The organism is Flavobacterium xanthum, from assembly GCF_900142695.1.
GTDB lineage: Bacteria > Bacteroidota > Bacteroidia > Flavobacteriales > Flavobacteriaceae > Flavobacterium > Flavobacterium xanthum.
The window spans coordinates 100,557-123,850 of record NZ_FRBU01000007.1 but is presented as its reverse complement, the minus strand read 5'-3'; the positions used below and the strand labels follow the sequence as shown (position 1 = coordinate 123,850).

Annotated in this window: 18 protein-coding genes; 3 read left to right on the top strand and 15 right to left on the bottom strand. The window is 35.6% G+C overall.

What is annotated here, in order from left to right; all coding sequences use genetic code 11:
• Positions 1 to 138: 138 nt before the first annotated feature.
• From BUC11_RS04760 to BUC11_RS04745, 4 genes are all read right to left on the bottom strand, one after another.
• Positions 139 to 2,397, bottom strand: a complete 2,259-nt coding sequence (locus BUC11_RS04760; RefSeq protein WP_073352428.1) for a TonB-dependent receptor family protein — start codon at positions 2,395 to 2,397, stop codon at positions 139 to 141.
• 122 nt (positions 2,398 to 2,519) lie between these two features.
• Positions 2,520 to 4,622, bottom strand: a complete 2,103-nt coding sequence (gene feoB / locus BUC11_RS04755; RefSeq protein ID WP_073352426.1) for a ferrous iron transport protein B — start codon at positions 4,620 to 4,622, stop codon at positions 2,520 to 2,522.
• On the bottom strand, positions 4,616 to 4,858 hold the full coding sequence (locus BUC11_RS04750; protein ID WP_073352424.1) for a FeoA family protein: 243 nt from the start codon (positions 4,856 to 4,858) through the stop codon (positions 4,616 to 4,618). The genes feoB and BUC11_RS04750 overlap by 7 nt, the downstream gene beginning before the upstream one ends.
• 163 nt (positions 4,859 to 5,021) lie before the next feature.
• On the bottom strand, positions 5,022 to 5,687 hold the full coding sequence (locus tag BUC11_RS04745; RefSeq protein WP_073352422.1) for an SCO family protein: 666 nt from the start codon (positions 5,685 to 5,687) through the stop codon (positions 5,022 to 5,024).
• Positions 5,688 to 5,824: 137 nt separating this feature from the next.
• On the opposite strand from BUC11_RS04745, the gene BUC11_RS04740 reads away from it, so the two are divergent.
• On the top strand, positions 5,825 to 7,888 hold the full coding sequence (locus BUC11_RS04740; RefSeq protein WP_073352420.1) for a M13 family metallopeptidase: 2,064 nt from the start codon (positions 5,825 to 5,827) through the stop codon (positions 7,886 to 7,888).
• Positions 7,889 to 8,044: 156 nt separating this feature from the next.
• A complete protein-coding gene (locus BUC11_RS04735) occupies positions 8,045 to 10,108 on the top strand; it encodes a M13 family metallopeptidase (protein ID WP_073352418.1) in 2,064 nt (687 codons plus the stop codon).
• 54 nt (positions 10,109 to 10,162) lie between these two features.
• Here BUC11_RS04735 and BUC11_RS04730 read toward each other — a convergent pair whose 3' ends face one another.
• The 5 genes from BUC11_RS04730 to BUC11_RS04710 form a co-directional block, all read right to left on the bottom strand.
• Positions 10,163 to 11,104 carry a DMT family transporter gene (locus BUC11_RS04730; protein WP_245793765.1) on the bottom strand — a complete coding sequence of 314 codons (942 nt, stop codon included), beginning with the start codon at positions 11,102 to 11,104 and terminating at the stop codon, positions 10,163 to 10,165.
• 1 nt (position 11,105) lies between these two features.
• Positions 11,106 to 11,909 carry a Rossmann-fold NAD(P)-binding domain-containing protein gene (locus tag BUC11_RS04725; RefSeq protein WP_073352414.1) on the bottom strand — a complete coding sequence of 268 codons (804 nt, stop codon included), beginning with the start codon at positions 11,907 to 11,909 and terminating at the stop codon, positions 11,106 to 11,108.
• 12 nt (positions 11,910 to 11,921) lie between these two features.
• Complete coding sequence (locus BUC11_RS04720; RefSeq protein WP_073352412.1) at positions 11,922 to 14,231, bottom strand: M28 family peptidase; 2,310 nt, start codon at positions 14,229 to 14,231, stop codon at positions 11,922 to 11,924.
• Between the two features lie 103 nt (positions 14,232 to 14,334).
• Positions 14,335 to 14,682, bottom strand: a complete 348-nt coding sequence (locus BUC11_RS04715) for a hypothetical protein (RefSeq protein WP_073352410.1) — start codon at positions 14,680 to 14,682, stop codon at positions 14,335 to 14,337.
• Positions 14,679 to 16,208, bottom strand: a complete 1,530-nt coding sequence (locus tag BUC11_RS04710) for a bifunctional GNAT family N-acetyltransferase/carbon-nitrogen hydrolase family protein (protein ID WP_073352408.1) — start codon at positions 16,206 to 16,208, stop codon at positions 14,679 to 14,681. Before BUC11_RS04710 ends, BUC11_RS04715 begins: the two co-directional genes overlap by 4 nt.
• Positions 16,209 to 16,392: 184 nt before the next feature.
• Here BUC11_RS04710 and BUC11_RS04705 point away from each other — a divergent pair, with 184 nt between their 5' ends.
• Complete coding sequence (locus tag BUC11_RS04705) at positions 16,393 to 16,716, top strand: single-stranded DNA-binding protein (protein ID WP_073352406.1); 324 nt, start codon at positions 16,393 to 16,395, stop codon at positions 16,714 to 16,716.
• A 78-nt stretch (positions 16,717 to 16,794) separates the two neighbouring features.
• On the opposite strand, the gene BUC11_RS04700 is transcribed toward BUC11_RS04705, so the two are convergent.
• The 6 genes from BUC11_RS04700 to BUC11_RS04670 form a co-directional block, all read right to left on the bottom strand.
• Positions 16,795 to 17,694: a histone deacetylase family protein gene (locus tag BUC11_RS04700; RefSeq protein WP_073352404.1), complete on the bottom strand. Its 900-nt coding sequence runs from the start codon at positions 17,692 to 17,694 to the stop codon at positions 16,795 to 16,797.
• Between the two features lie 106 nt (positions 17,695 to 17,800).
• Positions 17,801 to 18,430: a chloramphenicol acetyltransferase gene (locus tag BUC11_RS04695; protein ID WP_073352400.1), complete on the bottom strand. Its 630-nt coding sequence runs from the start codon at positions 18,428 to 18,430 to the stop codon at positions 17,801 to 17,803.
• 177 nt (positions 18,431 to 18,607) lie between these two features.
• Entirely contained in the window at positions 18,608 to 19,867 is a 1,260-nt protein-coding gene (locus BUC11_RS04690; RefSeq protein WP_073352398.1) for an OmpA family protein, read from the bottom strand.
• A gap of 286 nt (positions 19,868 to 20,153) precedes the next feature.
• Positions 20,154 to 20,843 (bottom strand): HAD family hydrolase, encoded by a 690-nt coding sequence (locus tag BUC11_RS04680; protein ID WP_073352394.1) that lies wholly within the window; start codon positions 20,841 to 20,843, stop codon positions 20,154 to 20,156.
• Position 20,844: 1 nt separating this feature from the next.
• Entirely contained in the window at positions 20,845 to 21,762 is a 918-nt protein-coding gene (locus BUC11_RS04675) for a DMT family transporter (protein ID WP_073352392.1), read from the bottom strand.
• A 71-nt stretch (positions 21,763 to 21,833) separates the two neighbouring features.
• A complete protein-coding gene (locus tag BUC11_RS04670; protein WP_073352390.1) occupies positions 21,834 to 23,276 on the bottom strand; it encodes a hypothetical protein in 1,443 nt (480 codons plus the stop codon).
• Between the last annotated feature and the right edge of the window lie 18 nt (positions 23,277 to 23,294).

Below are 23,294 nucleotides of genomic sequence, written 5' to 3'. Positions count from 1 at the left end.
GGAAAAGAATTAATTTTCTTTTCTTTGTTCTGAAAAAATATTTCATCTTTCTTTGAGATTCCTAACTTTCGCATTTATTAATTGAATTCAAGCTATTTAATTTTCAAACACGTTACTGTTGGTAGTTCACTTTTAGTCTTATAATTTTGCTCCAATAGAGATAAAGAATGTTCGCCCTTCACCAGGTAAAATACCAGGTCCAGGATACCCTCCAGCTCTTCTGGTGGTATATGTTTCATTTGTTAAATTATTAATTCCAGATCTAATATTGTAATTTTTAAGGAACTTATATTCAGCAGATAAGTCAAGCACTCGATAACCGTCTAGTAAACCAGTTACTCCATTTGCTGAAGGTGCTGTAGTATTATTAGCATCAGTATAAATCTTACCAGATGTTTTGTATTGAAGAGTGGATGAAAAATTATTTTTGCTCCAACTTATTCCAAAATTGTGTATGTATCGTGGCGCATTTTCTACTCTATTTCCAGAGAGATTTCTTTCCGAAATGACAACATTTGGTGCAGTTCCAGTGGCGGAATTAATTTTGAAATCGGTATAACGAGAGTCAATAAAACTAACGGTAGAGAAAATATCGATATTCCCAATAGTGTTTTCAATCTCTAAAAACCGTGTAACATTTAGGTTTACAAAACCTTCAATCCCTTTATTTACAGTTTCGCCCAAATTAGTTCTGTATAGGAAAGTGCCTTGGTTGGGGTCGTTGTTAACAAATTGTCTGACGCCACCAATTCTATTATTATAGCTCAGATAAAACAAACTAAAATCAAAATTCAGGTAATTTTTAATCGTACCTCTATAACCAAGATCTGCGTTGTAACCGCTAGCATCTTTTAGATTAGGATCGATTACATCCGTAACGGCAGGAGGGGTAATATCTGAGAATAATACGGGTCTGAAAGCTTGTGTAATATTCCCATATATATTCGTTTTACCTATTTTGTATTCCATTCCAAGCCCAAATAATGGTTGGTTGCGGGTAATTTTGTTATTTTGAAATGGAATATCATTTCCAGAGCTGATCCCAAATCTTCCATTTCCAGTCGAGCTTATATACTCATAACGAACACCAGGTATGACACTAAAATTATCGGTCAATTTGAACTGATTTTCGGCAAATAAGGCAATGTTTTCCGTGTTAAAGTTTAAATCCCGTGGATATTTACTTAAAGTCTCTAAATTAAAATCAGAACGTGTTGTTCCTGTACCTTCTTGCTGTCTTCGAGTATTAGCTTTGTAATAGCGTACTCCAAAAGCTAAGTTGTTTATGTTTTTACCAATGGTATAGCTGAAGATATTTCTGTTTTCGATACCAAAATTTTTGTAAAAATCGCGATCTACTCTTCTATTAGCGTAATCGTTAGTAGACGGTTTAATGGCGTCAGCAAGATTAGGTGTGGCAGTGAAACCGACACTATTTCTTTCTCCAATTAATCCAAATAGCTTAGTATTAGAGGTGAGCTTATTAGATATTTTGGTGTCAAAGTTTAGAGAAAATAAGTTCCATGGCGTACCAAGCCAGTTTCTTTCTCGTAATGATTGTCTTGGATTGTCTTTGAATTGTTGATCAGTTAAGCCACCAGCTTGCTGCATTTTGTAATCCATACTAGTATATTCTGCGGACAGTTTAGTATCTTTCGTAAAAGCATATTCCATAAAAAGATGCGAATTTCTTACCTTATATTTGCTATTTTCTCTCCAGCCGTCAGCACTTCTAGAATGATTGTAAGCATAGTAAGAAAATTTATTTATTTTTCCGCCAATAGCATTATAGCTACTCATCAAGTTATAACTGCCTAACGTGTTTTGAGTCTCAAAAGTGAAGGCCTTTTTTTGTTCGCGCTTTAGTACATAGTTTATCATTCCACCAAATTGTGGTCCAAATTGTAAAGAAGCACCACCACGAACCAATTCAATAGTTTCAACTGCTTCCAATGGCGGATTGTAATAAGCTTCAGGATATCCAAAAACGTCAGATGAAATATCATAACCATTCTGTCTGGTGTTTAATTCCCAACTTCTATTTGGACTTAACCCACGAACACCAATGTTGATTTGAATTCCGGAACCATCATTTTCCCATACAGTGACGCCGGGAACTCTAGAGAAAACTTCGCGTGCATTATTAGTGGTTAAATTAGCAGTGAAACTAGATAGTTTTAAGACTTCATTTTTTTTGCCAGAAAAAAGTACGGTACCCTTTATTTCAGGTTGTCTTTCAGGGCTTTGTTGTAGTGGCGTTATAGCGACATTTTGTAAATTTATGACAGCTGCATTCAAATTTTTAATACTGTCTTTTTGGGTTTGTGAAAGCTCTTTTTCTTGTGCAAACACAACGGTTGTAACTAATAAAAAAGCTACGATTAAATTATTCCTCATTTTTATTTAGATTGATTCTACGGTGCAAAAGTAAAACACAAATCTTATTTAGACAAATTAAAAATAGTGAAATTATTAAATTTAACGTTTGTGGACCGGTTAGCCGTCCGGCTAGGGATCAATTATTTCAAAATCTGATAGGCGATGAGAGCGACTACATAAGCAAAACCCGACATGAAAATTAATTGTCCTACAGGCCATTTCCAAGAATTGGTTTCTTTTTTAGTGATGGCAAGTGTACTGGCACATTGCAGGGCAAAGGCATAAAACAACAACAAGGATATTCCTGATGCGAAATTGAAAATTTTCTCTCCAGTAACTGGATTGACCTCGGCAGCCATTTTATTTTTTATTGTTACCTCATTATCACTTCCTCCCACGCTGTAGATTGTAGCTAATGTGCCTACAAAAACCTCTCTGGCGGCAAAGGAGCTTATGATTGCAATTCCTATTTTCCAATCGTATCCAAGCGGCGAAATAGCAGGTTCGATTGCTTTTCCCATGATACCAATGTATGAGTTTTCTAACTTTTGCGAAGCGACAGCATTTTCAAAATCAGCTGGTGGCAGTGGCTTGTTTTGGTTGTTTTCAATAACAATTTTTTCTGCATTGTTAAATTTCGCACCAGGGCCATAAGAAGCTAGAAACCATAATACGATAGAGATGGCAAGTATAATTTTTCCTGCACCATAAATGAACGCTTTGGTTTTTTCTATCACATTGATTCCCACATTCTTGAAAAGCGGTAATTTATAATTTGGCATTTCAACTACAAAGTAGGTTTTTCCTTTGATTTTCAGAATTTTATTTAAAATATAAGCGGAAAAAATAGCCATTCCAAAACCCAGTAAATACAACAACATCAAAGTCATTCCTTGCATGTTCAAAAATCCAAAAACACGAGTATCAGGAATTACTAATGCAATAATAATGGCGTAAACGGGTAATCTAGCAGAACAGGTAGTAAAAGGAGTTACTAAAATAGTAATTAAACGTTCTTTCCAGTTTTCAATATTTCGGGTCGCCATTATCGCTGGAATAGCGCAGGCTGTGCCAGAAATAAGCGGGACAACACTTTTACCAGATAAACCAAATTTCCGCATGATTTTATCCATTAGGAAAACCACTCGACTCATATAGCCGCTTTCTTCTAGTATCGAAATAAACATAAACAAGAAGGCAATTTGCGGAATGAATATCAAAATACCTCCAATTCCAGGGATGATTCCCTGCGAAATTAAGTTGGTTAAAACACCGGCTGGCAATTCTTCGGCAGCAAGCGTGCTCAAAGAAGCAAAAGATGCATCGATGAAGTCCATCGGAATTTTAGACCATTCAAAAATAGATTGGAAAATAACAAATAAGATTAGAAAAAAGATCACGTATCCCCAAACTTTGTGTGTAAGTACACGATCTAATCTGCTGCGGTAATCTCTAGCAACGGAAGCATCAATTTTCAATCCTTCTTTTAGAACATCATTGATAAATTGATAGCGTTTTATAGTTTCTTTTTGCTGGAGTCGCTTTAAATCGGAATGCGATTTAGTAAAAGAACTTCTAATTTCATTTCGTTCTAAATTCAGGAAGTTGACGTCCTGTGTAATAACCAACCACAACTTGTAAAGCAGTTGATTAGGAAATGCTTTGCGCAAGCTATTGAAGTAATCTGGGTCGATTACGGAGGCATTCAAGCAAGGTTCAGTTGAAATGGTGCGGTAACTGATAATCAATTTTTTCAATTCGTCAATTCCGTATCCTTTTCTGGAACTAATTAGCGCAATCTTGGTTTTTAGATGATCTTCCAGATACGGAATATCCAGTGTAATCCCTTTGAACTTCATTCTATCTGCCATATTGATGACTAGGATAGTTGGAATTTCGAGGTCTTTTATTTGGGTAAAAAGTAATAAATTCCGTTTTAAATTTTCCACATCGGTAACAACAAGTGCTACATCTGGATACAATTTGTCATTTTTGTTGAGCAATAATTCAATGACTACATTTTCATCAATCGAACTGGCGTTTAAGCTGTATGTTCCAGGTAAATCTAGAATATTCGCCTTAATATTAGTAGGTAATTTGCAAAAACCAATCTTTTTTTCAACCGTAATTCCCGGATAATTCCCCACTTGTTGATTCAGCCCAGTCAGCTGATTAAAAACAGAAGTTTTACCCACATTAGGATTTCCAATTAAAGCGACGTTGATGTTTTGTTTGCTTACCATAAGTTGGTTTTTATAATGTCAACTTCAATTTCTTTTGCAGTTTCTACCCGAATGGCCACATGTGATCCATTAATGTTCAAGTACAAAGGATCTCCAAAAGGAGCAATTTGAAGTAATTCTACTAGATTGCCAGGCAAGCATCCCATTTCCAATAATTTTAAAGGAACGGCATCGATGTCAAAGTCTTTTATAATGGCTTTTTCACCTTTTTTGAGAGAATGGATCGTTGTTTGCAAAACTTATTTAGATTGAATTAAGATTGCAAAAATACACATTTTAAAACAAACACAAATGATATATGTCACATTTATATGGTAATTAAAGCAATTGAATCCAGCTTAAAATAAAGGGGTTGTCTTCGCGAAACCCGAGTTTAAGGATAGGTATTGTAGCAATAGGCTATTCGTTACTCAAAAAAGTAATGTCCTCAATTAAACGTTTCATATCCTCTTTGTTTGTTCCGTCATAAAAACCACGAACTCTCCTTTTGGTATCTACTAAAACAAAGTTTTCGGTGTGAACCATATCGTACAGTTCGCTCGGTTTTCCCAGTTTTACAGCTAAATAAGATTTCCTAGCCATAGTGTAAATTTCTTTTTTATCGCCAGTTACTAAGTTCCATTGGGATGCATCAACCTTATACTTTTTGGCGTAAGCCTGCAAAACTGGAACGCTATCCGTTTCCGGAAAAACAGTATGTGAAAGTAATTTTACTTTTGGATTATGGGCAAAAGCGGTTTGAATTTCAGACAAATTAGTCGTCATTTTGGGACAAATCGATCCGCAAGTGGTAAAGAAAAAATCAGCTACATATATTTTTCCTTCATAATCTTTTTGGGTAATGGTTTTTCCATTTTGATTGATAAAGGAAAAATCAGCAATAGTGTGGTACTTGCTTTTGTACTGAACCGTACTATCTACTAATTCCGGATTTACATCTGCGGGATTATAAATGGGAAGTGTTTTTTTTGGCTTTAAAGCCGAATAAAATAAGGTCAAAACAATGATTGAAAAAACAATAAAAACGCCTAAAAAAAGACGGTATTTTTTTAAAAACTCGGACATGGTACTATTTTGATGCAAAAATACGAAAACGGGATATATTTTTAATTCAAATTAACACAATCTTATTCTGTATAAAGTACATAACTAATCGCTTTTTTATTAATAGCTTTGTGAGGATAACTAAATAACTTAAAATAATGAAGAAAATAAGTAATAAACAGTTACTTTTTGTGATTCCCGCAATCATGGGTTTTGCAGTAAGTGAAGCTCAGACCACGCCAGCTACTAAAGAACCGGGAATTAATGTAATGAACATTGATAAAAAGGTGAAGCCAAGCGATGACTTTTTTAGATATGTAAACGGGACGTGGTTGGACAAAACTGAAATCCCAAGTGATCGAACTTCATGGGGAAGTTTCAACGAATTATTGAAAAAAACGGATAAAGATGCAATGGATATCTTGAAAGAAGCATCTAGAAACCCAATCTATAAGTCCACTACAGATCAAGGAAAAGCAATCAATCTTTTCAAATCAATTTTAGATACGGTTGCCAGAGACAAGCAGGGAATTAATCCTTTGAAACCGTATTTGGCTAAAATTGACGCCATCAAAAATACCAAAGATTTGCAAAAAGTCTTAAGCGAAATGGAACCAGTCGGCGGTATTGGTTTTTTTGGAATTTATGTTGGAGCAGATGATAAGAACAGCAGTAAAAATTCGCTTTATGTAGGTACAGGATCATTAGGATTACCGGATAAGGATTACTATTCAGCGGATGATAAAGATTCGAAAGAGAAACGCGAAAAATACGAATTGCATGTGGCCAAAATGCTGCAATTCATTGGTGAAAACCCAACAAAAACGAAGGAAAGTGCTCGTAAAATTGTAGCGTTGGAAACGGCAATGTCACAACCAAGATTGGATCGTGTGGAACAAAGGGACGGCAGATTACAATACAATCCAATGACCATTGCAGATTTGCAAAAAATAACACCAGCGCTGGATTGGAAGCAATATTTTACAAGTATTGGTTTCACGAAGCTAGATACGGTGATTGTAAGTGAGCCGCGATATATGAAAGCTTTGCAGACTATTTTGGCACAAAATAAAGTAGAGGATTGGAAAGCATACATGAAGTGGACGTTGCTGCGGGGAGCATCTAGTCAGTTGTCATCTAACATAGAAGTGGCTAATTTTGATTTTTATGGAAAAACATTAACCGGAGCCATCAAGCAAAGACCGCGTGAGGACCGTGCTTTACAAACCGTAAATGGTACTATTGGAGAAGCTTTAGGAAAATTATATGTAGAGAAAATGTTTCCGGCTGAAGCCAAAGTAAAAGCGGAAAAAATGATCAAAAATGTAGTTTTGGCTTACCAAAATAGGATAAATGATTTGTCTTGGATGTCAGCGGAAACGAAAGTGAAAGCCGTGGAGAAGCTAAATAAAATTGCCATTAAAATTGGATATCCGGATAAGTGGAAAGACTATTCTGCTCTGAAAATTGCTAGTACAGATGAGGGTGGAAGCTATTTTGAAAATGTAAAAAATCTTTCTCGTTGGTCCTTCAAAGAAGACTTGGACAAACTGTACAAACCAGTAGATAAAACAGAATGGGGAATGTCACCACAAACGGTAAATGCATATTACAATCCCTCGTACAACGAAATTGTTTTCCCAGCCGCTATTTTACAACCACCATTTTACAATTATCAGGCGGATGAAGCGGTAAATTACGGGGGAATTGGTGCTGTCATTGGACATGAGATTTCTCATGGATTTGACGATTCTGGTGCGCGCTACAATGCAGATGGAAATCTTGTTGACTGGTGGACTGCCGAGGATTTAAAACAATTTACAACTTTAGGAACCGCTTTGGCAGACCAGTACAGTGCCCTAGAACCACTACCTGGAATTCACGTTGATGGGAAATTTACATTGGGAGAAAATATAGGGGATTTAGGTGGTGTTAATGCCGCTTATGATGGTTTGCAAATGTATTTAAAGGCTAACGGAACGCCAGAATTAATTGATGGTTACACTCCAGAACAACGGTTCTTTATTTCTTGGGCAACGGTTTGGCGTACTAAAATGCGTGATGAAGCGATAAAAAACCAAGTAAAGACGGATCCACACTCTCCTGGAATGTACAGGGCGTATGTACCTGTGCAAAACGTAGATGCCTTTTATGATGCTTTTGACGTAAAATCAGGTGATGGAATGTACATTCAACCAGACAAACGAGTGAAAATTTGGTAGTATTGTCAATTAGATTAAAAAAAATCCCATTTGCTCTAAATGTTCGAGCAAATGGGATTTTTTATGTCCATTAATCAATAGTTGAACAACAAAATTTAACAAAAACTTTAATAATTTATTGATAGCTTTGTGAGGTTAACTAAAAAACTAAAAAAAATGAAGAAAAACAGCAATAAGCGACTGCTTTTTGTGATTCCCGCAATCATGGGTTTTGCGGTGAGTCAAGCGCAAACTACTCCTGCAGCTAAGGAACCAGGTATCAATGTAAATTACATGGATAAAAAGGTAAAACCAAGTAATGATTTCTTCCGTTATGTAAATGGAACTTGGTTGGATAATACAGCAATTCCAGCAGACAGAACCCGTTGGGGTAGCTTTGATGAATTACGTCAAAGAACTGATGCGGATGCATTGGCAATTTTAAAAGAAGCCACAACAAATCCAAGCTACAAATCGAATACCGATCAAGGTAAAGCAATTAACTTGTACAAATCGATATTAGATACTGTAGGAAGAAATAAGATGGGTATTGCTCCCTTGAAACCCTATCTTAAGAAAATTGACGCGGTTAAAAACGCTAAAGATTTAGAAGCCTTATTAATTGAAATGGAACCTATTGGTGGCATCGGATTTATGGGTGCTGGCGTAGGAACAGATGCGAAGAACAGCAGTAGAAACGTGATTAATTTAGGCCCTGGCGGCGTAGGTTTACCAGACAGAGATTATTATGTTTCTGATGATGCCGATTCCAAAGAGAAACGGGCAAAGTATGTTTTGCACGTGGCCAAAATGTTGCAATATTTAGGGGATAAACCTGCCGTTGCAAAAACGAATGCAGAGAAAATTCTAGCTCTTGAAACTGCAATGTCGAAACCAAGGTTAGACAGAGTTGAGCGCAGAGACCGTCGTAAGTCATACAATCCTATGACATTGAGTGAGTTGAGTAAATTAACTCCGTCAATCAATTGGGATGCTTATTTTACCAAAATTGGTTTAGCTAAAGTAGATACCGTAATTGTATCGCAACCCAAATATATGACGGCGCTAGAAACTATTTTCAAAGAAAATAAAGTAGAAGACTGGAAAGCCTACATGCGTTGGAGTTTATTAAATAGAGCTTCTAGTCAACTGTCTACTGAGATTGAAAATGCCAACTGGGAGTTTTACGGAAGAACATTAACCGGTGCAGTAAGTCAAAGACCACGTGACGAAAGAGCCTTGCAAACGATCAACGGAACGGTTGGAGAAGCGTTAGGTAAATTATATGTGGAGAAAAAATTTCCGGCTGAAGCCAAAGCCAAAGCGGAGAAAATGATCAAGAACATCTTCTTAGCTTTCGAAAACAGAATCAATAATTTGTCTTGGATGTCTGCAGAAACAAAAGTAAGCGCGCTTGCTAAACTGCACAAATCAAGAATTAAAATTGGATATCCTGACAAATGGAAAGATTATTCAGCCTTGACAATAAAAAGTCCAGAAGAAGGTGGAACCTATTTTGAGAACTCAAAAAGTATGGCTCAATGGCGTTTTGACGAAAACATAGCCGAATTAAACAAGCCAGTTGATAAAGAAAAATGGGGAATGTCACCACAAACGGTGAACGCGTATTACAATCCATCCAACAATGAAATTGTATTTCCAGCGGCTATTTTGCAACCGCCTTTTTACAATTACCAAGCAGATGAAGCCGTAAATTATGGTGGAATCGGTGGGGTTATTGGTCATGAAATATCTCATGGTTTTGATGATTCAGGATCACGATACAATGCAGAAGGCAATTTAGTAGACTGGTGGACGGCTGATGATTTGAAACAATTCTCCGCTTTGACTGGAGCATTGGCTGCTCAATACAGCGCTTTGGAACCAATACCTGGAACTTTCGTAGATGGTAAATTTACGTTAGGTGAAAATATTGGTGATTTAGGTGGAGTAAACGCGGCTTACGATGGTTTACAATTGTACTTGAAAGAAAATGGTAATCCCGGATTAATTGATGGCTATACTCCAGAACAACGTTTCTTTATTTCTTGGTCGACTATCTGGCGTTCGAAAATGCGTGATGAAGCGTTGAAAAACCAAGTAAAAACGGATCCGCACTCTCCTGGAATGTATCGTGCTTATGTTCCTTTGCAAAATATAGATACGTTCTATAAAGCATTCGATATCAAAGCAAATGATGGCATGTATATCGCACCAGAAAAAAGAGTTAGAATCTGGTAATACAATTTAATACTTTTGAAGAATCCCATTTGTTGCGACAAATGGGATTTTTTTTTAGAGCTTTTCAGTACTTGTTTTTCGTTGTTTTCTCAACGAAACATTAACCATATACAATCCAAACAAAGTAACGCTTCCTCCTATTGCAATAGCCACATTTAGGGTTTCTCCAAAAATTAAAGCGCCTAACAAAACGGCAACAATTGGATTAATATAAGAATAAACAGTGCTGACGGCTGCAGGAAGATTTTGAAGAACATAAATAAAAGCGATGAAGGTAAGAATAGAACCAAAGAGTACTAAGTACGCAATCGACCACCACGAAATCGCTGGAATTTCGCTTAAAGGTACAGATATTCCAGTGGCGCCAGTATACGCAAAAATCAAAATACTAGACAAGAACATTTGTAAACCCAAACTAAAATAGGGATTAAAAGTGGCTGCTTTTTTCTTGGTGTATAAAGTTCCAAATGCCCAAGTTAAAGTAGAGATTAACGAAATTATAATTCCAAATCTGAAACTTGGAATTAAAAAGTCACTTAAATGGTCGTAAAAAATGACACAAACACCGCCAAAGCTGATAATCAAACCTACAACGGATAATTTGGACAAACGCTCTCCTCTAAAGAACGTTATAATAACAATCCACAAAGGAACAATCGCTGCTATGATGGCGCCAAGACCGCTGCTTATGTATTTAACTCCCCAAGTACTTAATCCGTTACTTAATACAAAATTAAGGATGCTTAAAATGATGATCGTTTTCCACTGCTTTCCTTTTGGCCAAGGCGCTTTTTTAAATAGAAAATAGGAAATGTAAAGGAAACCGCCTAGAAACTGTCTAATGGCTACAAGTTGCAAGGCAGGCATGTGTTTTACTCCTTCTTTGGAAGCAATCCAGGTGGTGCCCCAAAAAAAACTAACCCAGCACAAAGCCAATACAGGCAGTCCAATAGCGCTAACTTTCGACGAAACAACATTCTTAATTTTAGTTCTCACGTTACAAATTTGGTTTCGCAAAAGTATACTTTAAAACCGTTTCTACGCGATCACCCAAAATTATTTTTCCAACTGAATTAGTTGAAGAAATAAACTTTGGCAGGGCCAAATTCAAATCAACAGCCTTTTGTGTATAATACTGCTCACGTGAGGGATGAAAGGGCGCCACCGCATTAAAAGTTACATTCCAAGCATGCGTACTTATAATTTTTTGAATGATACCAATGCAATCTTCTTGATGGATTAAATTTATAGGCGCATCAGGCTGGTCTAAATTTTCGCGCCCAGCCAGAAATTTTATGGGATGACGGTCATCGCCAATCAAGCCACCAAAACGCAATACTGTAGTTTTAAAATGGCTGTTGTTTTGTAAAAGTTGTTCTGTTTGCAGTAATTGCTTGCCGCTTTCCGTATCTGGTTGAGGTACTGTTTCTTCTGAAACAAGAGCAGCAGCATCATTATAAACAGAAGTAGAACTTATAAAAAGTACTTTTGTAACAACTGATTTTTCTATAAACGGAATTATATTCCTAATCTTGGAAACAAAATTCTCGTTCTCTGAACCACGAAGTTTTGGGGGAATATCTATAATCAGAATTTTAGAATTTTCTAGAAAAGCAGTCACGTTTCCAGTAGTTTCTTTTTCTGAAAGCGCAATCAAGAAAGGCATGATTCCTTGCTGTTCCAAAACTTTTAATTTATCCTCAGAGGTCGTTGATCCGCTTACTAAAAAGTTGTTTTGCAGTAAGGCTTTCGCCAAAGGCATTCCCAACCAACCGCAACCCAGAATACTAATTTTTGTCATTATTACCTTTAATTATTGGATTGTTGAGCTGTCTTTTACAACTTTTAAAATAGGATTTACCGGCGTAGGATTTAAACGATTGTCCACAATTACCGTACTTGGCTTTATTTTTTGTCTAATAACCACGGCATCGTTTAAAACAAAAGGAGTAGGCATCATCCAGTTTTCTCTTTTAGTTATTTCAAATAATGGGTTTGACATTAAATCAAAAGAACTTTCTAGTAGCTCCATATCTACAATCGTTGAAGCATTACAACTAAATTGCATTTCCAAAGGGGCGTTTCCAACCACATAATAACTCAATAATTTTTTTCCTTTACGTTCATACAATGAATTTTTCTGTCCTAAGGTACTTACGCCATTTGCTTTGAAATTATGAATGGTCATTTTTTCATTGGCAAAAAAATCATACCGATTGACATTTCGATTTGGAGAAATTCGTATTTTCAAAAACCTTTGATTGCCTACCAATCGGTCCTCTAGGAATTCGATAGTCGGTTTTTGAAGCTCTTTTTTAGGGGCATTTGCAGCGTATGTAAACCCAGAATTGTATTTGCTGAATAACGGAATTTCATTTAAAGAGGATGCTTCTTTAGGATTTTTGCCTAAGTAGCTTTTGGTCCAGGAATCCAGATTAGTGTCATAAGTAGCCCAACTGGCCTTGTCCGTGTCCGCATTATAGACGTATAATAAACTATTCGATTTCGCTTTACCAAATTCATAGCTGGATTCAGAATGTGCTTTCACAAAAAAGCCAATGGAAAGCACTAAAAATGCCAAAGCCCAGATTCCCTTTTTGGCGAAAGCCCCAAAAACGGGAAGCAATAATCCAAAGGTCAAAACGGTAAGAATAGCACTTCCAAACAATACTTTAAGGCCTAAACCAATTGGGAACATTTGGATAAAAGGCGCTATGATTAGTAACGCAGGAATACTTAAAAACAGATTTACTAGTTTATTCGATTTTTGAGTCACAATAAAAATACCAAAAACAGAGAGGCCAAAGAAAATGGGAATAATCAAAAATCCTGCACCTGGTAAAATAAAGGCGACAATTCCGTTGATGATTATCCAAAGGAACAATGGGGCTACAAAGTGATTGATGGTTACCCTTCGTTGTGAAAAAAAATGATAAAAAGCCATACTTATCGCTAAAGCAAGCAACACAAAAGCAGCAATATAAGCGTGCCCGTTATAGGTAAATCCGTTGAGTAAATCGTTGTACTGCGGATAGGCAAACCGTAATCCTTTCCATCCAAAAAAAGTGATAAGTCCGCTTAAAAGCAGGGAGCCAAAGAGAGGAATAAATCCTTTCCCAATTTCCCGTAAGGACAATATGCGTTTGGCTCTTCCTAAAAACAGTAGAAAAATAAATAAGACTAAGGCGAGCAGAACCATTGGCAAAACCCAGCTGAAGGGATAACTTATAAACGTGAAGGGAAGGGTAAAATAAACATAATCTTCGCTGGCTTGTGTGGCGTTTAAATTGGCATTCGAAAAATAATTTAACAGTGGCATCAAGTAAGAACCTTGATGTGCTAAGGTGTTTTTGTTTAAATGATTGATGTCGTCTTGTGCCGTATGATAATTAAAATGGTCATCTATAAAAGCGAAATTATAGCCTTGGATATTACCTTGTTCTCTAAACACGGTCAAGTCAGTATCGTTGGGTAGCATCTTGTAAATGCTGTACATCAGCGAGTTTGAGACTGGAAAAGTAGCCTTTGCCGCAGCGAACTCTTTGACTAATCCTGCATTTCCTTTGTTGGTTTCCATCAGCATGTAACTTGGTCCAGAAGAACCACGTGCTTCAAAATTCAGAACTAAACCTATTTCCTTTGCCCATTGATGTTGCGTCACAAAGAGAGCAGCGCCATTTAACCCTAATTCTTCAGCATCCGAAAATAGAATAATGATGTCGTTTTTATGTGGAGTTTTATTGTACAAAAAGGCGCGAACACTTTCTAAAATGGTTGCAACGCCTGAGCCAGCATCACTCGCGCCTGGTGAGTAGGAATGAGGAGCGCTATCATAATGGGAAAGCAATAACAAGGCTTTGGAATTATTGGAGCCTTTTATGCGAGCCAAAATATTTTTTGACTTTACCAGGTTTCCCCAATCACTTAACGTATATCCTTCCTGTATGGAAGTTTGTAATCCCAACTTCTTGAGCTCTCTAACGAGATAGTTGGCGACGACTTCGTGATTTTGTGAACCTACATAATGTGGTTTATTTGAAATGGCTGCTACTAGGTTCGTGGCTCTTTTAGTCGAAAAATCAGTAAGAGAACCTTCGGTATCAGATGTCCATTGTGGCAGCATCGTGAAGAAAAGCAGCCCCAGAATTAGGGAAATGAACAGAACGACGAAAATGGAGGAAAAATCTTTTTTCATTTTTGGTGGGGTAGATTTTGGAATTATAACATTAAATATCTTTTTTGACTAGCATATAGAAATCATTATCCAAAACCATGTACCCTTGATCGTAGAGAAAATAATATGTGTTCCCTGTTTTGGTTTGTAGGATATTTGTAAAAAACTGAAAATCAAATCCTTTACTAAAAAGTTTTGCTTTAGTAGTTTTTGATTTTCCATCAGTGTTAAGTTCAGATAGAATGCGGTAATTTTTGCGCAACTTATTGTTGATGTTGCGCATAAAATTAGTGCTGTCTTTATTTATTTTATTATTGTAGGCATTGCGGCAACCGTCGGTGCAAAACTTTTTGTCTTCGCGGCCTATAATTTTCTCTCCGCATTCTAAGCAGGTTTTCATGGATTTATTTTTTTGATGTCGTACAAATCAGTTCTGCGGTCTTTTAGAATTCGAACGCTTCCATGCTCATGAAGTTCTTTTAGTAAATCTAAATCTACATCTACGATCAGTGTCATCTCTGTATTTGGAGTAGCTTCGGCTTTGATTCCGTTGCTTGGAAAAGCAAAATCTGAAGGGGTAAACACAGCGGATTGTGCATATTGAATGTCCATATTGTTCACCTTTGGTAGATTCCCCACACAACCAGCTATGGCTACGTAACACTCATTTTCTATAGCTCTGGCTTGCGCGCAGTGTTTGACTCTGGTATAGGCATTTTGGGTGTCTGTCAAGAAGGGAACAAATAAAATATTCATACCCTCATCAGCCATTAATCTGGATAGTTCAGGAAATTCCACATCATAGCAAATCATAATACCTATTTTTCCGCAATCGGTGTCAAAAGTCTTGATTTGTGATCCACCCGTCATTCCCCAATGTTGTACTTCATTTGGAGTTACGTGAATTTTGGCATACATCTCTGATGTTCCATCTCTTTTGCATAGAAAACCTACATTGTATAACGTACCGTTTTCTAAATACGGCATGCTTCCTGTGATGATGTTGATATTATACGAAATGGCTAATTCTTGAAAGCGTTTGCGGATTGGTTCTGAATGTTTGGCTAGTTCTCGTATTGCTTCTGCCTCAGACAAATGGTTGTAATCGGCCATTAAAGGTGCGGCAAAAAGTTCTGGAAATAATGCAAAATCACTTCCGTAACCAGAAACGACATCAACAAAAAATTCACATTGTTCGAATAAAGCTTCCAGATTGTTCAATTGGCGCATTTGCCATTGAACCAACCCCAAGCGGATAACACTTTTTTCGAGGTTGATCAATTTGGGACTTTCATCATAATAAATGTTATTCCATTCTAGTAAAACCGCAAATTCCTTAGAGTCGGTATCGCCTTCTAGATAATTTTTCATTACCCTGATTACGTGGAAATCGTTACTCAACTGGAACGAAAGAACGGGATCATGTAATTCTTTTCTTTTTACTTTTTCAATATAATTTTTAGGAGTGAGTGTATCCGAATGTTGACCGTAATTAGGAATCCTTCCAGCAAAGACAATGGCTTTCAGATTCAGTTGTTCACATAATTCTTTTCGGGCGTCATACAATCGTCTTCCCAGACGCAGTCCTCTGTAATTAGGGTGAATAAAAACGTCTATACCATATAACACATCTGCTTTTGAATTGTGTGTCGAAAAAGTATATTTTCCAGTTATATCTGAATAATTATGATTTTTGTCGACTAAACTTTCATCAACAATTAGGGATAATGCAGAACCTACTACTTTTCCATCTACTAAAATTACTAACTGCCCTTCAGGGAAAATGCTTAATAATTTTTCTATATGGTGTTCTCTCCAGTAGGAACCAATCATTTCTGGATATGATTCTACCATAGATTTTTTTAGCTCTTTGTAGTCATCAATTTTCAGATTTCGTAATTCTACCTTGTTTATTTTGGCTTGCATAATAATGTGATTTTTAACAAATATAACTAAATTAATCCATTTACAAACGGTTACAAATAGTTACAACCGAAAGTAAATAGTTAGCAACCGAATAAAGATTTGAACCTGTTGCATCTTTGCCCTGTTGAATCGAAAGAACGTTTTAACAAAAAACTATAAACACTAATATATAAATTTACACGCCATGAAAAACAAAGTACAATTAATCGGAAGAGTAGGTCAAGATCCTGAAGTAAAAACATTAGAAGGAGGAAAAAAATTAGCAACCGTTAGCATAGCCACAAATGATGTATACTATAAAGAGAACGGTGATAAAGTAGAACAAACCGAATGGCATCGGGTTACTGCTTGGGGGAAAACAGCTGATATCATTGAAAAATATGTGACTAAGGGAAAGGAAATTGGTATCGAAGGAAAACTAACCCACAGAAGTTATGATGATAAAAACGGCGAAAAACGCTATGTAACTGAAATCGTTGCCAATGAGGTGTTGCTTTTAGGAAAATAGATTATATTTGGAAGGCACGAATTTCTGTATTAGAAGTTCGTGCTTTTTTTTTGATCCATTAGCGGTATGAAATGTTTTTTAAAAAATATCTTTTGCCACTCTATAGGTATTGGCGTGCGCTTCAATAATCGTTTTTATATCAGGAGAGTAGCCACCACCCATAGAAACCTGTACAGGAATTTGATGTTTTGAGCAAAGTTCAAAAACCAGTTCATCTCTTTTTTTACAGCCTTCCACGGAGCAGCCTAGCTTTCCTAATTTATCCGTAGCTAGAATATCAACTCCTGCTAAATAAAAAATAAAATCGGGCTTTTGAGTCGCTATTAATTTCGGAATTACACTTGCAATGGTATGGAGGAATTCCTCATCCGTTGTCCCATCGTTGAAAGCAATATCTAAATCAGAGGTTTCTTTTTTGAAAGGATAATTGGTTTTACCATGCGTAGAAAAAGTAAATACATGCGGATTGTTCTGAAAAATGGTAGCCGTTCCATTGCCTTGATGCACGTCTAGGTCGATAATTAAAATTTTCTTAGCCAAGTTGTGGTCTAGTAAAAACTGAGCAGCAATGGCTTGATCATTGAGCAAACAAAAAGCTTCTCCATGAGTAGCATACGCATGATGTGTTCCACCTGCTATATTAAAAGACACTTTTGTATCAAATGATTTTTGAGCACCAGTGATAGTTCCTTGGGCGATTATTAGTTCGCGTTGCACTAGTTCTTTAGAAAGTGGAAATCCAATTTTTCTTGCTGCCTTTGCATTTAGGGTCATATGCAGCAAATCATTTACATAGTCTGGTTTGTGAATGGCTAAAACAGAATCTAAATCACATAGTTCAGGTTCAAAAAAATCAGATGGTGAAGCGGTTCCTTCGTACACTAATTGTTGTGGTAGCAATTCATATTTCAACATGGGAAAGCGATGCCCTTCTGGCAACGGATGCTGGTATATGGGATGAAAAGCTATTGGAAACATAAAAAAGATTATTTTATTAAAGTTCAATCTTCAACGCTGGTGTCAAAAAAACGGGGCGTATAGGCACTTTTAAAAGTTAGTTTGGTAGTGTTTTCAATCCTATTTTTTACTGATTCATCAACTCCTGGAAACAATCCACAAACTGACCTACATGGAAACCATCCATCAAAGCATGATGCACATGAACAGACATGGCCATGGTTCTTTTTCCATTATCAGCAATTTTCATTTTTCCAAAAGAGATTTTAGGACAGCTATCTGGAAATGTATAACTACGGGCATGTGATAACGAGCTAAAATCCAGCCAAGGAATCGCCGAAAAGTGAATGACATTATCATCGTCAAAGTTTCGGGTAAAAAGTCCTGTCGTGGTCTGTATTCGTTCTATTTCTTTGGTGCTACTTGCTGCGAAAACTGAAAAATCAGAATTGTATTCCATTAAAGAAAATCCAAAACTGCCATCTTCACGGCCAATGGTGGCCGAAGCATTAATTTGATCACAAACGTATATTTGATCATCAGCAATTCGATACCGAAATGATTCAATTGTGTTTACTGCTCTTAAAGTGTGGTATAAATAATAACTGAAAAAGGAGGTCTTTAAGATTTTTGCTGAAGCATAAGCTTTGGTACAATCAATTTCGACGGTAGCACCAAAAAAAGGTTCTTCAAATTGTTTAAAGAATTGAAAATGTTCTTTTCTGTTCCAATTTTCTAGGTCTAAAAGTGTTCTCAAAAGGATAGGATTTTAATTTTTTCAAAAGTACTTCTAATCTTCTTAAACCCGAAATTCATTTCAAGAACTTTTTATGTCTAAAAATATAAAATAGCATTTTACTAAAATATAAATTTAGTACAAAAAAAGCCCTAAAAGAAAATTCCTTTAGGGCTTTTTGTTGTACTAAAAAGTAAATTATTTCACTGTAAAAGTAACTCTTCTAACCAGTTTTCTAGCGCTTTCAGAATCTTTGTTTACTGAAGTATCTTCTCCAGCAGCAATTAGATTTAATCTTGATGCATCAATATTAGCTTTTACTAACGTGTTTTTAACATTTTTAGCTCTTGCATTAGATAATTTGTCATTGTAAGCTGATCTTCCTAATTCGTCAGCATGACCAATAATGTCCACTGAAGCGGAAGGATTGTTTCTCAAGTAGGTTAAGATAAAATCAGTTCCTTCTGTAGAAACATTAGTTGGAGTACTTTTGTTAAAGTCAAAATAAACAGCAACATAACCTCCATTGATTAAACTTTTAATTAGTTCGTTATCATAAACTACGGTACTGTCACCAGTTTTGCTAGCATAATTCTTTAAGATGTAAGCTTCAGTCTCGTCTGGAACATTATTATTGTTTTTATCAATTGATCTTCCTTTGGTATCAACCAGTGCTCCTTCGGGTGTATTTGCTTCTTGATCTAAATAATCAGCTACTCCATCTTTATCAGTGTCTAACATTGAAGTTTCAATGGCAGTAATTTTTTGTCTTAACTCTTCGATTTCATTCTCATTGTCAATCACCCAGTCCGCATGTTTTTCGTTTTTACCTAAATAAACCGTTAAACCTACGGTACCGTTAAAAAGGATTCCTTGAAAACCACGTGCTTCAGGAGTAAGGCTGGCTCCATCAAAAGCAGTTCCTTGGCTGAAATTAACAATCGTAGTAAAATCTCCGGTTAATGCCAGTCTGTTGCTTAGTTTAATTTGTCCAGTTACACCAGTAATAAAGTTACCCATCTTGTCTTGGATGTCATTGTCTTTATTTCTTAACTGTGCATAACCAAAACCAGTATGTGATAACAAACCAATTGATTTAGTCCAAGTCTCAAAGTTCAAAATTCTTCCTAAATTGGTAACGGCTTGTAAATTTGCTCTGTAATAATTCGTTTCGAAATCAATAGATTCTTTTTTTGCTTGGAAGCTATTGTATCCTACATCCGCTTTCAAACCAAATTTGTTGTTGAACATGTATCTAACGCCAAGATCTGCTACAAAAGCACTTGGTGTAGAAGTAAAATATCCGGGAGTCATTGGTTGCTGTGGTTTGTTGACACCGCCCGCAAATTCAATAGACCATTTGTTATAATCCATTTCACTACTTTTTACAGGTTCAGTTTGTGCACTCATTGTACTAATAGTTGCACCAAAAACTAGGCTAAGTATGATTCTTTTCATGTGGTAATTTTTTAATTTTTTGCAAAACTACAGCACAAAGTTGGATGATAAATTTTAAAGCGTAAATTATATAACGATTCGTTTTAATTCTATAAAAACAGACTGTTTAGTACGTTTTTATAGAAGTTTTTGTCAGATTTTTGATGATTTCAGTAGTTTTTTCACTTTCAGATCAATCGTATTTTTCTATTCAAAAACTAGTTGAACGAAAGATTTTATTCCAAAATGGGAATAATGAACAAGCGTATAAAATTTTTATCTCCTTCAGTTTTGCTATTGAAAATACTCATTCCAATCGTTTTAAAACGTCTGTGATTTTTTCTAAAGCACTAAAATTGGCATGAACGACCTTATGATCTATTTTTTCATGTGCCCAAGTGGTGTGAAACGGAATATGTACGGCGTGTCCGCCAATGGCTAAAACCGGTAAAACATCCGATTTTAAAGAATTTCCAATCATAAAAAATTCCGACGGTTCTATCTCTAGACGTTTAATCAAATCGGTGTAATCTACTTCTTGCTTGTCTGACATTACCTCAATGTGATGAAAGTAATGCCCCAAACCAGAATTGTGTAATTTTCTTCGTTGGTCTAATAAATCACCTTTGGTGGCCACCACTAATTTATATTTTCCGTGTAAAGCATCTAAAGTTTCTTCAACACCATCTAATAATACAATTGGCTTCTCTAATAATTCTTTTCCGTATTGGATGATTTTTGCGATCATTTCAATTGGCAACGTATGATTAGAAATGGACATTGCTGCTTCAATCATGGAAAGAATATACCCTTTGATTCCGTAACCGTATAATCGCAAATTATCAATTTCGACCTTAAAAAGTTCTTTAGAGATCCCTTGATTGGATAGGTAATCGCTCATTAAACTGCAGAATTTTTCTTCGGTTTCAGCAAAGTACGTTTCATTTATAAATAGAGTGTCGTCCGCATCAAAAGCGATTACTTTTATATTTTTCATATTATTTTTTTTGAATCAAAGAGGAATGTTCTTTGTGTTTTTTACTATTTTTTTTATCAAAAGGGTTTTTAGTGTAAAAGGTAATTCGGATACCCAATAGCAAAATAAGACCACCAATAATCATATTTAAGCTGATTTTTTCATCCAGAAATACCCATGCCAATAGCGAGGTGATAACTGCTTGTCCTAACAAACTTAGCGAAACTCTTGTAGGTCGCATGTGCTGTGTCGCAAAACTAATAGAGAGCCATGCCATTAATTGACAAACCACTGCTTGAATGAGTAAAACGAACCATCCCAGATCTGAAAAACCAGAAAAAGGTTCGTTCATGAATACACAAACGATCGCTAAATATACGGTGGATGCCAATAAACTAACGGTCATAAAGGAAAGTACATCTATTTGGGAAAGGGCTTTTTTACTCACTAATAAATAGATTGAATATAATACTCCTGACAATACCGCCAAAAGGAAAGCAGTGTCAAAATCCAATTCCAGAAAAAACTGAAAACCTACTAACATTGCCATTCCAAACAAAGCCACTATCGTTCCAATCCAAAAATTAGTAGCCGGTTTAGTTTTTAAAAACACATATGAAATAATCCCCACCCAAAGCGGAGACAAATTGGTCAATAAAGAAGCTTGAGTAGCACTTGAATGTTGAATAGCAATATTCCACACCGCCACATCGGAGGCAAATAATATGCCGCAAATCACAGCCAAAATCAAGTATTTTTTTTGAGGAAGTTTAAATTTTTTTATAATAAGTACATAAGGTAAAAGCAACATTAGTGCGATGGCCATTCTGTAAAATGCAGAAATTAATCCAGGAGTAAGTTTGAGTTTTACCAATATTGGAAAAATAGAAATACAAAGTATTCCAAAGGCTAAAGCCAATCTTGGTTTTGTTGGTTTCATGTTTTTTATCTCATAAAACACAAAATGCCAAGCAATAGTTTGGCAATGTGTATGTTGTCTGTTTTGTTTTATTAATCAGTAAATTTTCTAATGGTATATTCGTTAGTTTTATTATCGTAATACCCTAAATAGTATGTACTGTTCATTTTGAATAAAGTTTGTGATGAAACATCATTGTTTTTGTCAAAAAATGTTCGGATTTTATCAAATGCCAAAGGTGGTAAGTCACCTTCTAAATGATTTCCATCTTTATCAAATAGTCCTTCCACTTTCACTACTTTTCGGTTAGAATAGGAATTAAAACTTTCCATTGTAGGATTAAATGCTATTGCAGAAACTAAAGCACCAATGAAGCCAAATTGACCTAAAGCAGCTTGCCCAGCGGATTGTTGAACTGCCGAAATTCCTCCAAAAACAATTAAAGTATTTTTACCAATGTGATAACAAGTTAAACCCGAATTTAAATTATTTACTTTTCGAATAAATTGAGAAGTGTTTTCCAAAACTCGTTTTCCACCTCCAAAATCTCCTCCTTCTTGGTAAATATCTGAGTTCTTAAAATCTAATGGTTTAGTGTCATTGGCAAAGTATTCCTTGATAATGTTGTCATCTAAGTCCTTAATCGTAAAATAAATTAAATCTGACGTGCTTTTCATTTGATATAACTTATTTTCAAAATAAAATGAATTTGAATTCAATCTATCAAATTCAGCTTTGGCTATTGCAGGTTTATTTACAATTTTTTCTTCAGCAGTGAAGTTCACTAAATCAACAATGACAACTTGAGTGAAATCGACATTAGTATCAAATGTTATTATAAGTTGTTTGTCATTAAAATAACATTTCCTTTTTTTAGCAGCGTCTGTCAATGATGTCGGATTTTCAACATTGATATTTTGTAAAGTAAAAGGAGCTTCAAAAGGAAGTAAATTGACACCAAACATACCGTAAAGCGTTGTTTTAGTATATTGTGAAGTGTAAAAATGAAAATTGCTTAAATCAATATTTTTTTCTTCATATTTTCCATCTTTATCAAAAATGTGAAATTTGAGCGTATTTGTTTTTTTTACAACAGTTAAAATATAAAATTTCTCATTTTTGCTGAATTTCTGTAAAACTTTTTCGTCCTTAAAAACCAAAGTGTGCTGTTGTGTTTCAACTTTACGATTAGTAAAATCATACAATTGAGTGAACATTTCGTCGAAATCATTAGACGACCAAAATAATCTGGTATTTCCATTACTAAAATTATACCCAATCATATTGGTATAAGTTTTAGGATTAGGTCTTTCTGTAGAGATGCTATCAACAATATTCATTTTTTCATTAAGCTGAATAGCTGTTACTTTTATTTTGTCACTAACAAATAAAGTGACCTGTTTATTGCCATCGTTAACGGTCTGAAAAACATCACGATTTTTTTTTAGTGCAAGTGGAGTAGCAATTACTAACTCTTGTGAAAATGATGCAAAGCCATGTAGCACCAAGAAAGTAAGAAGTAAATTTTTAAGCATAATAAATATTTGTTATGG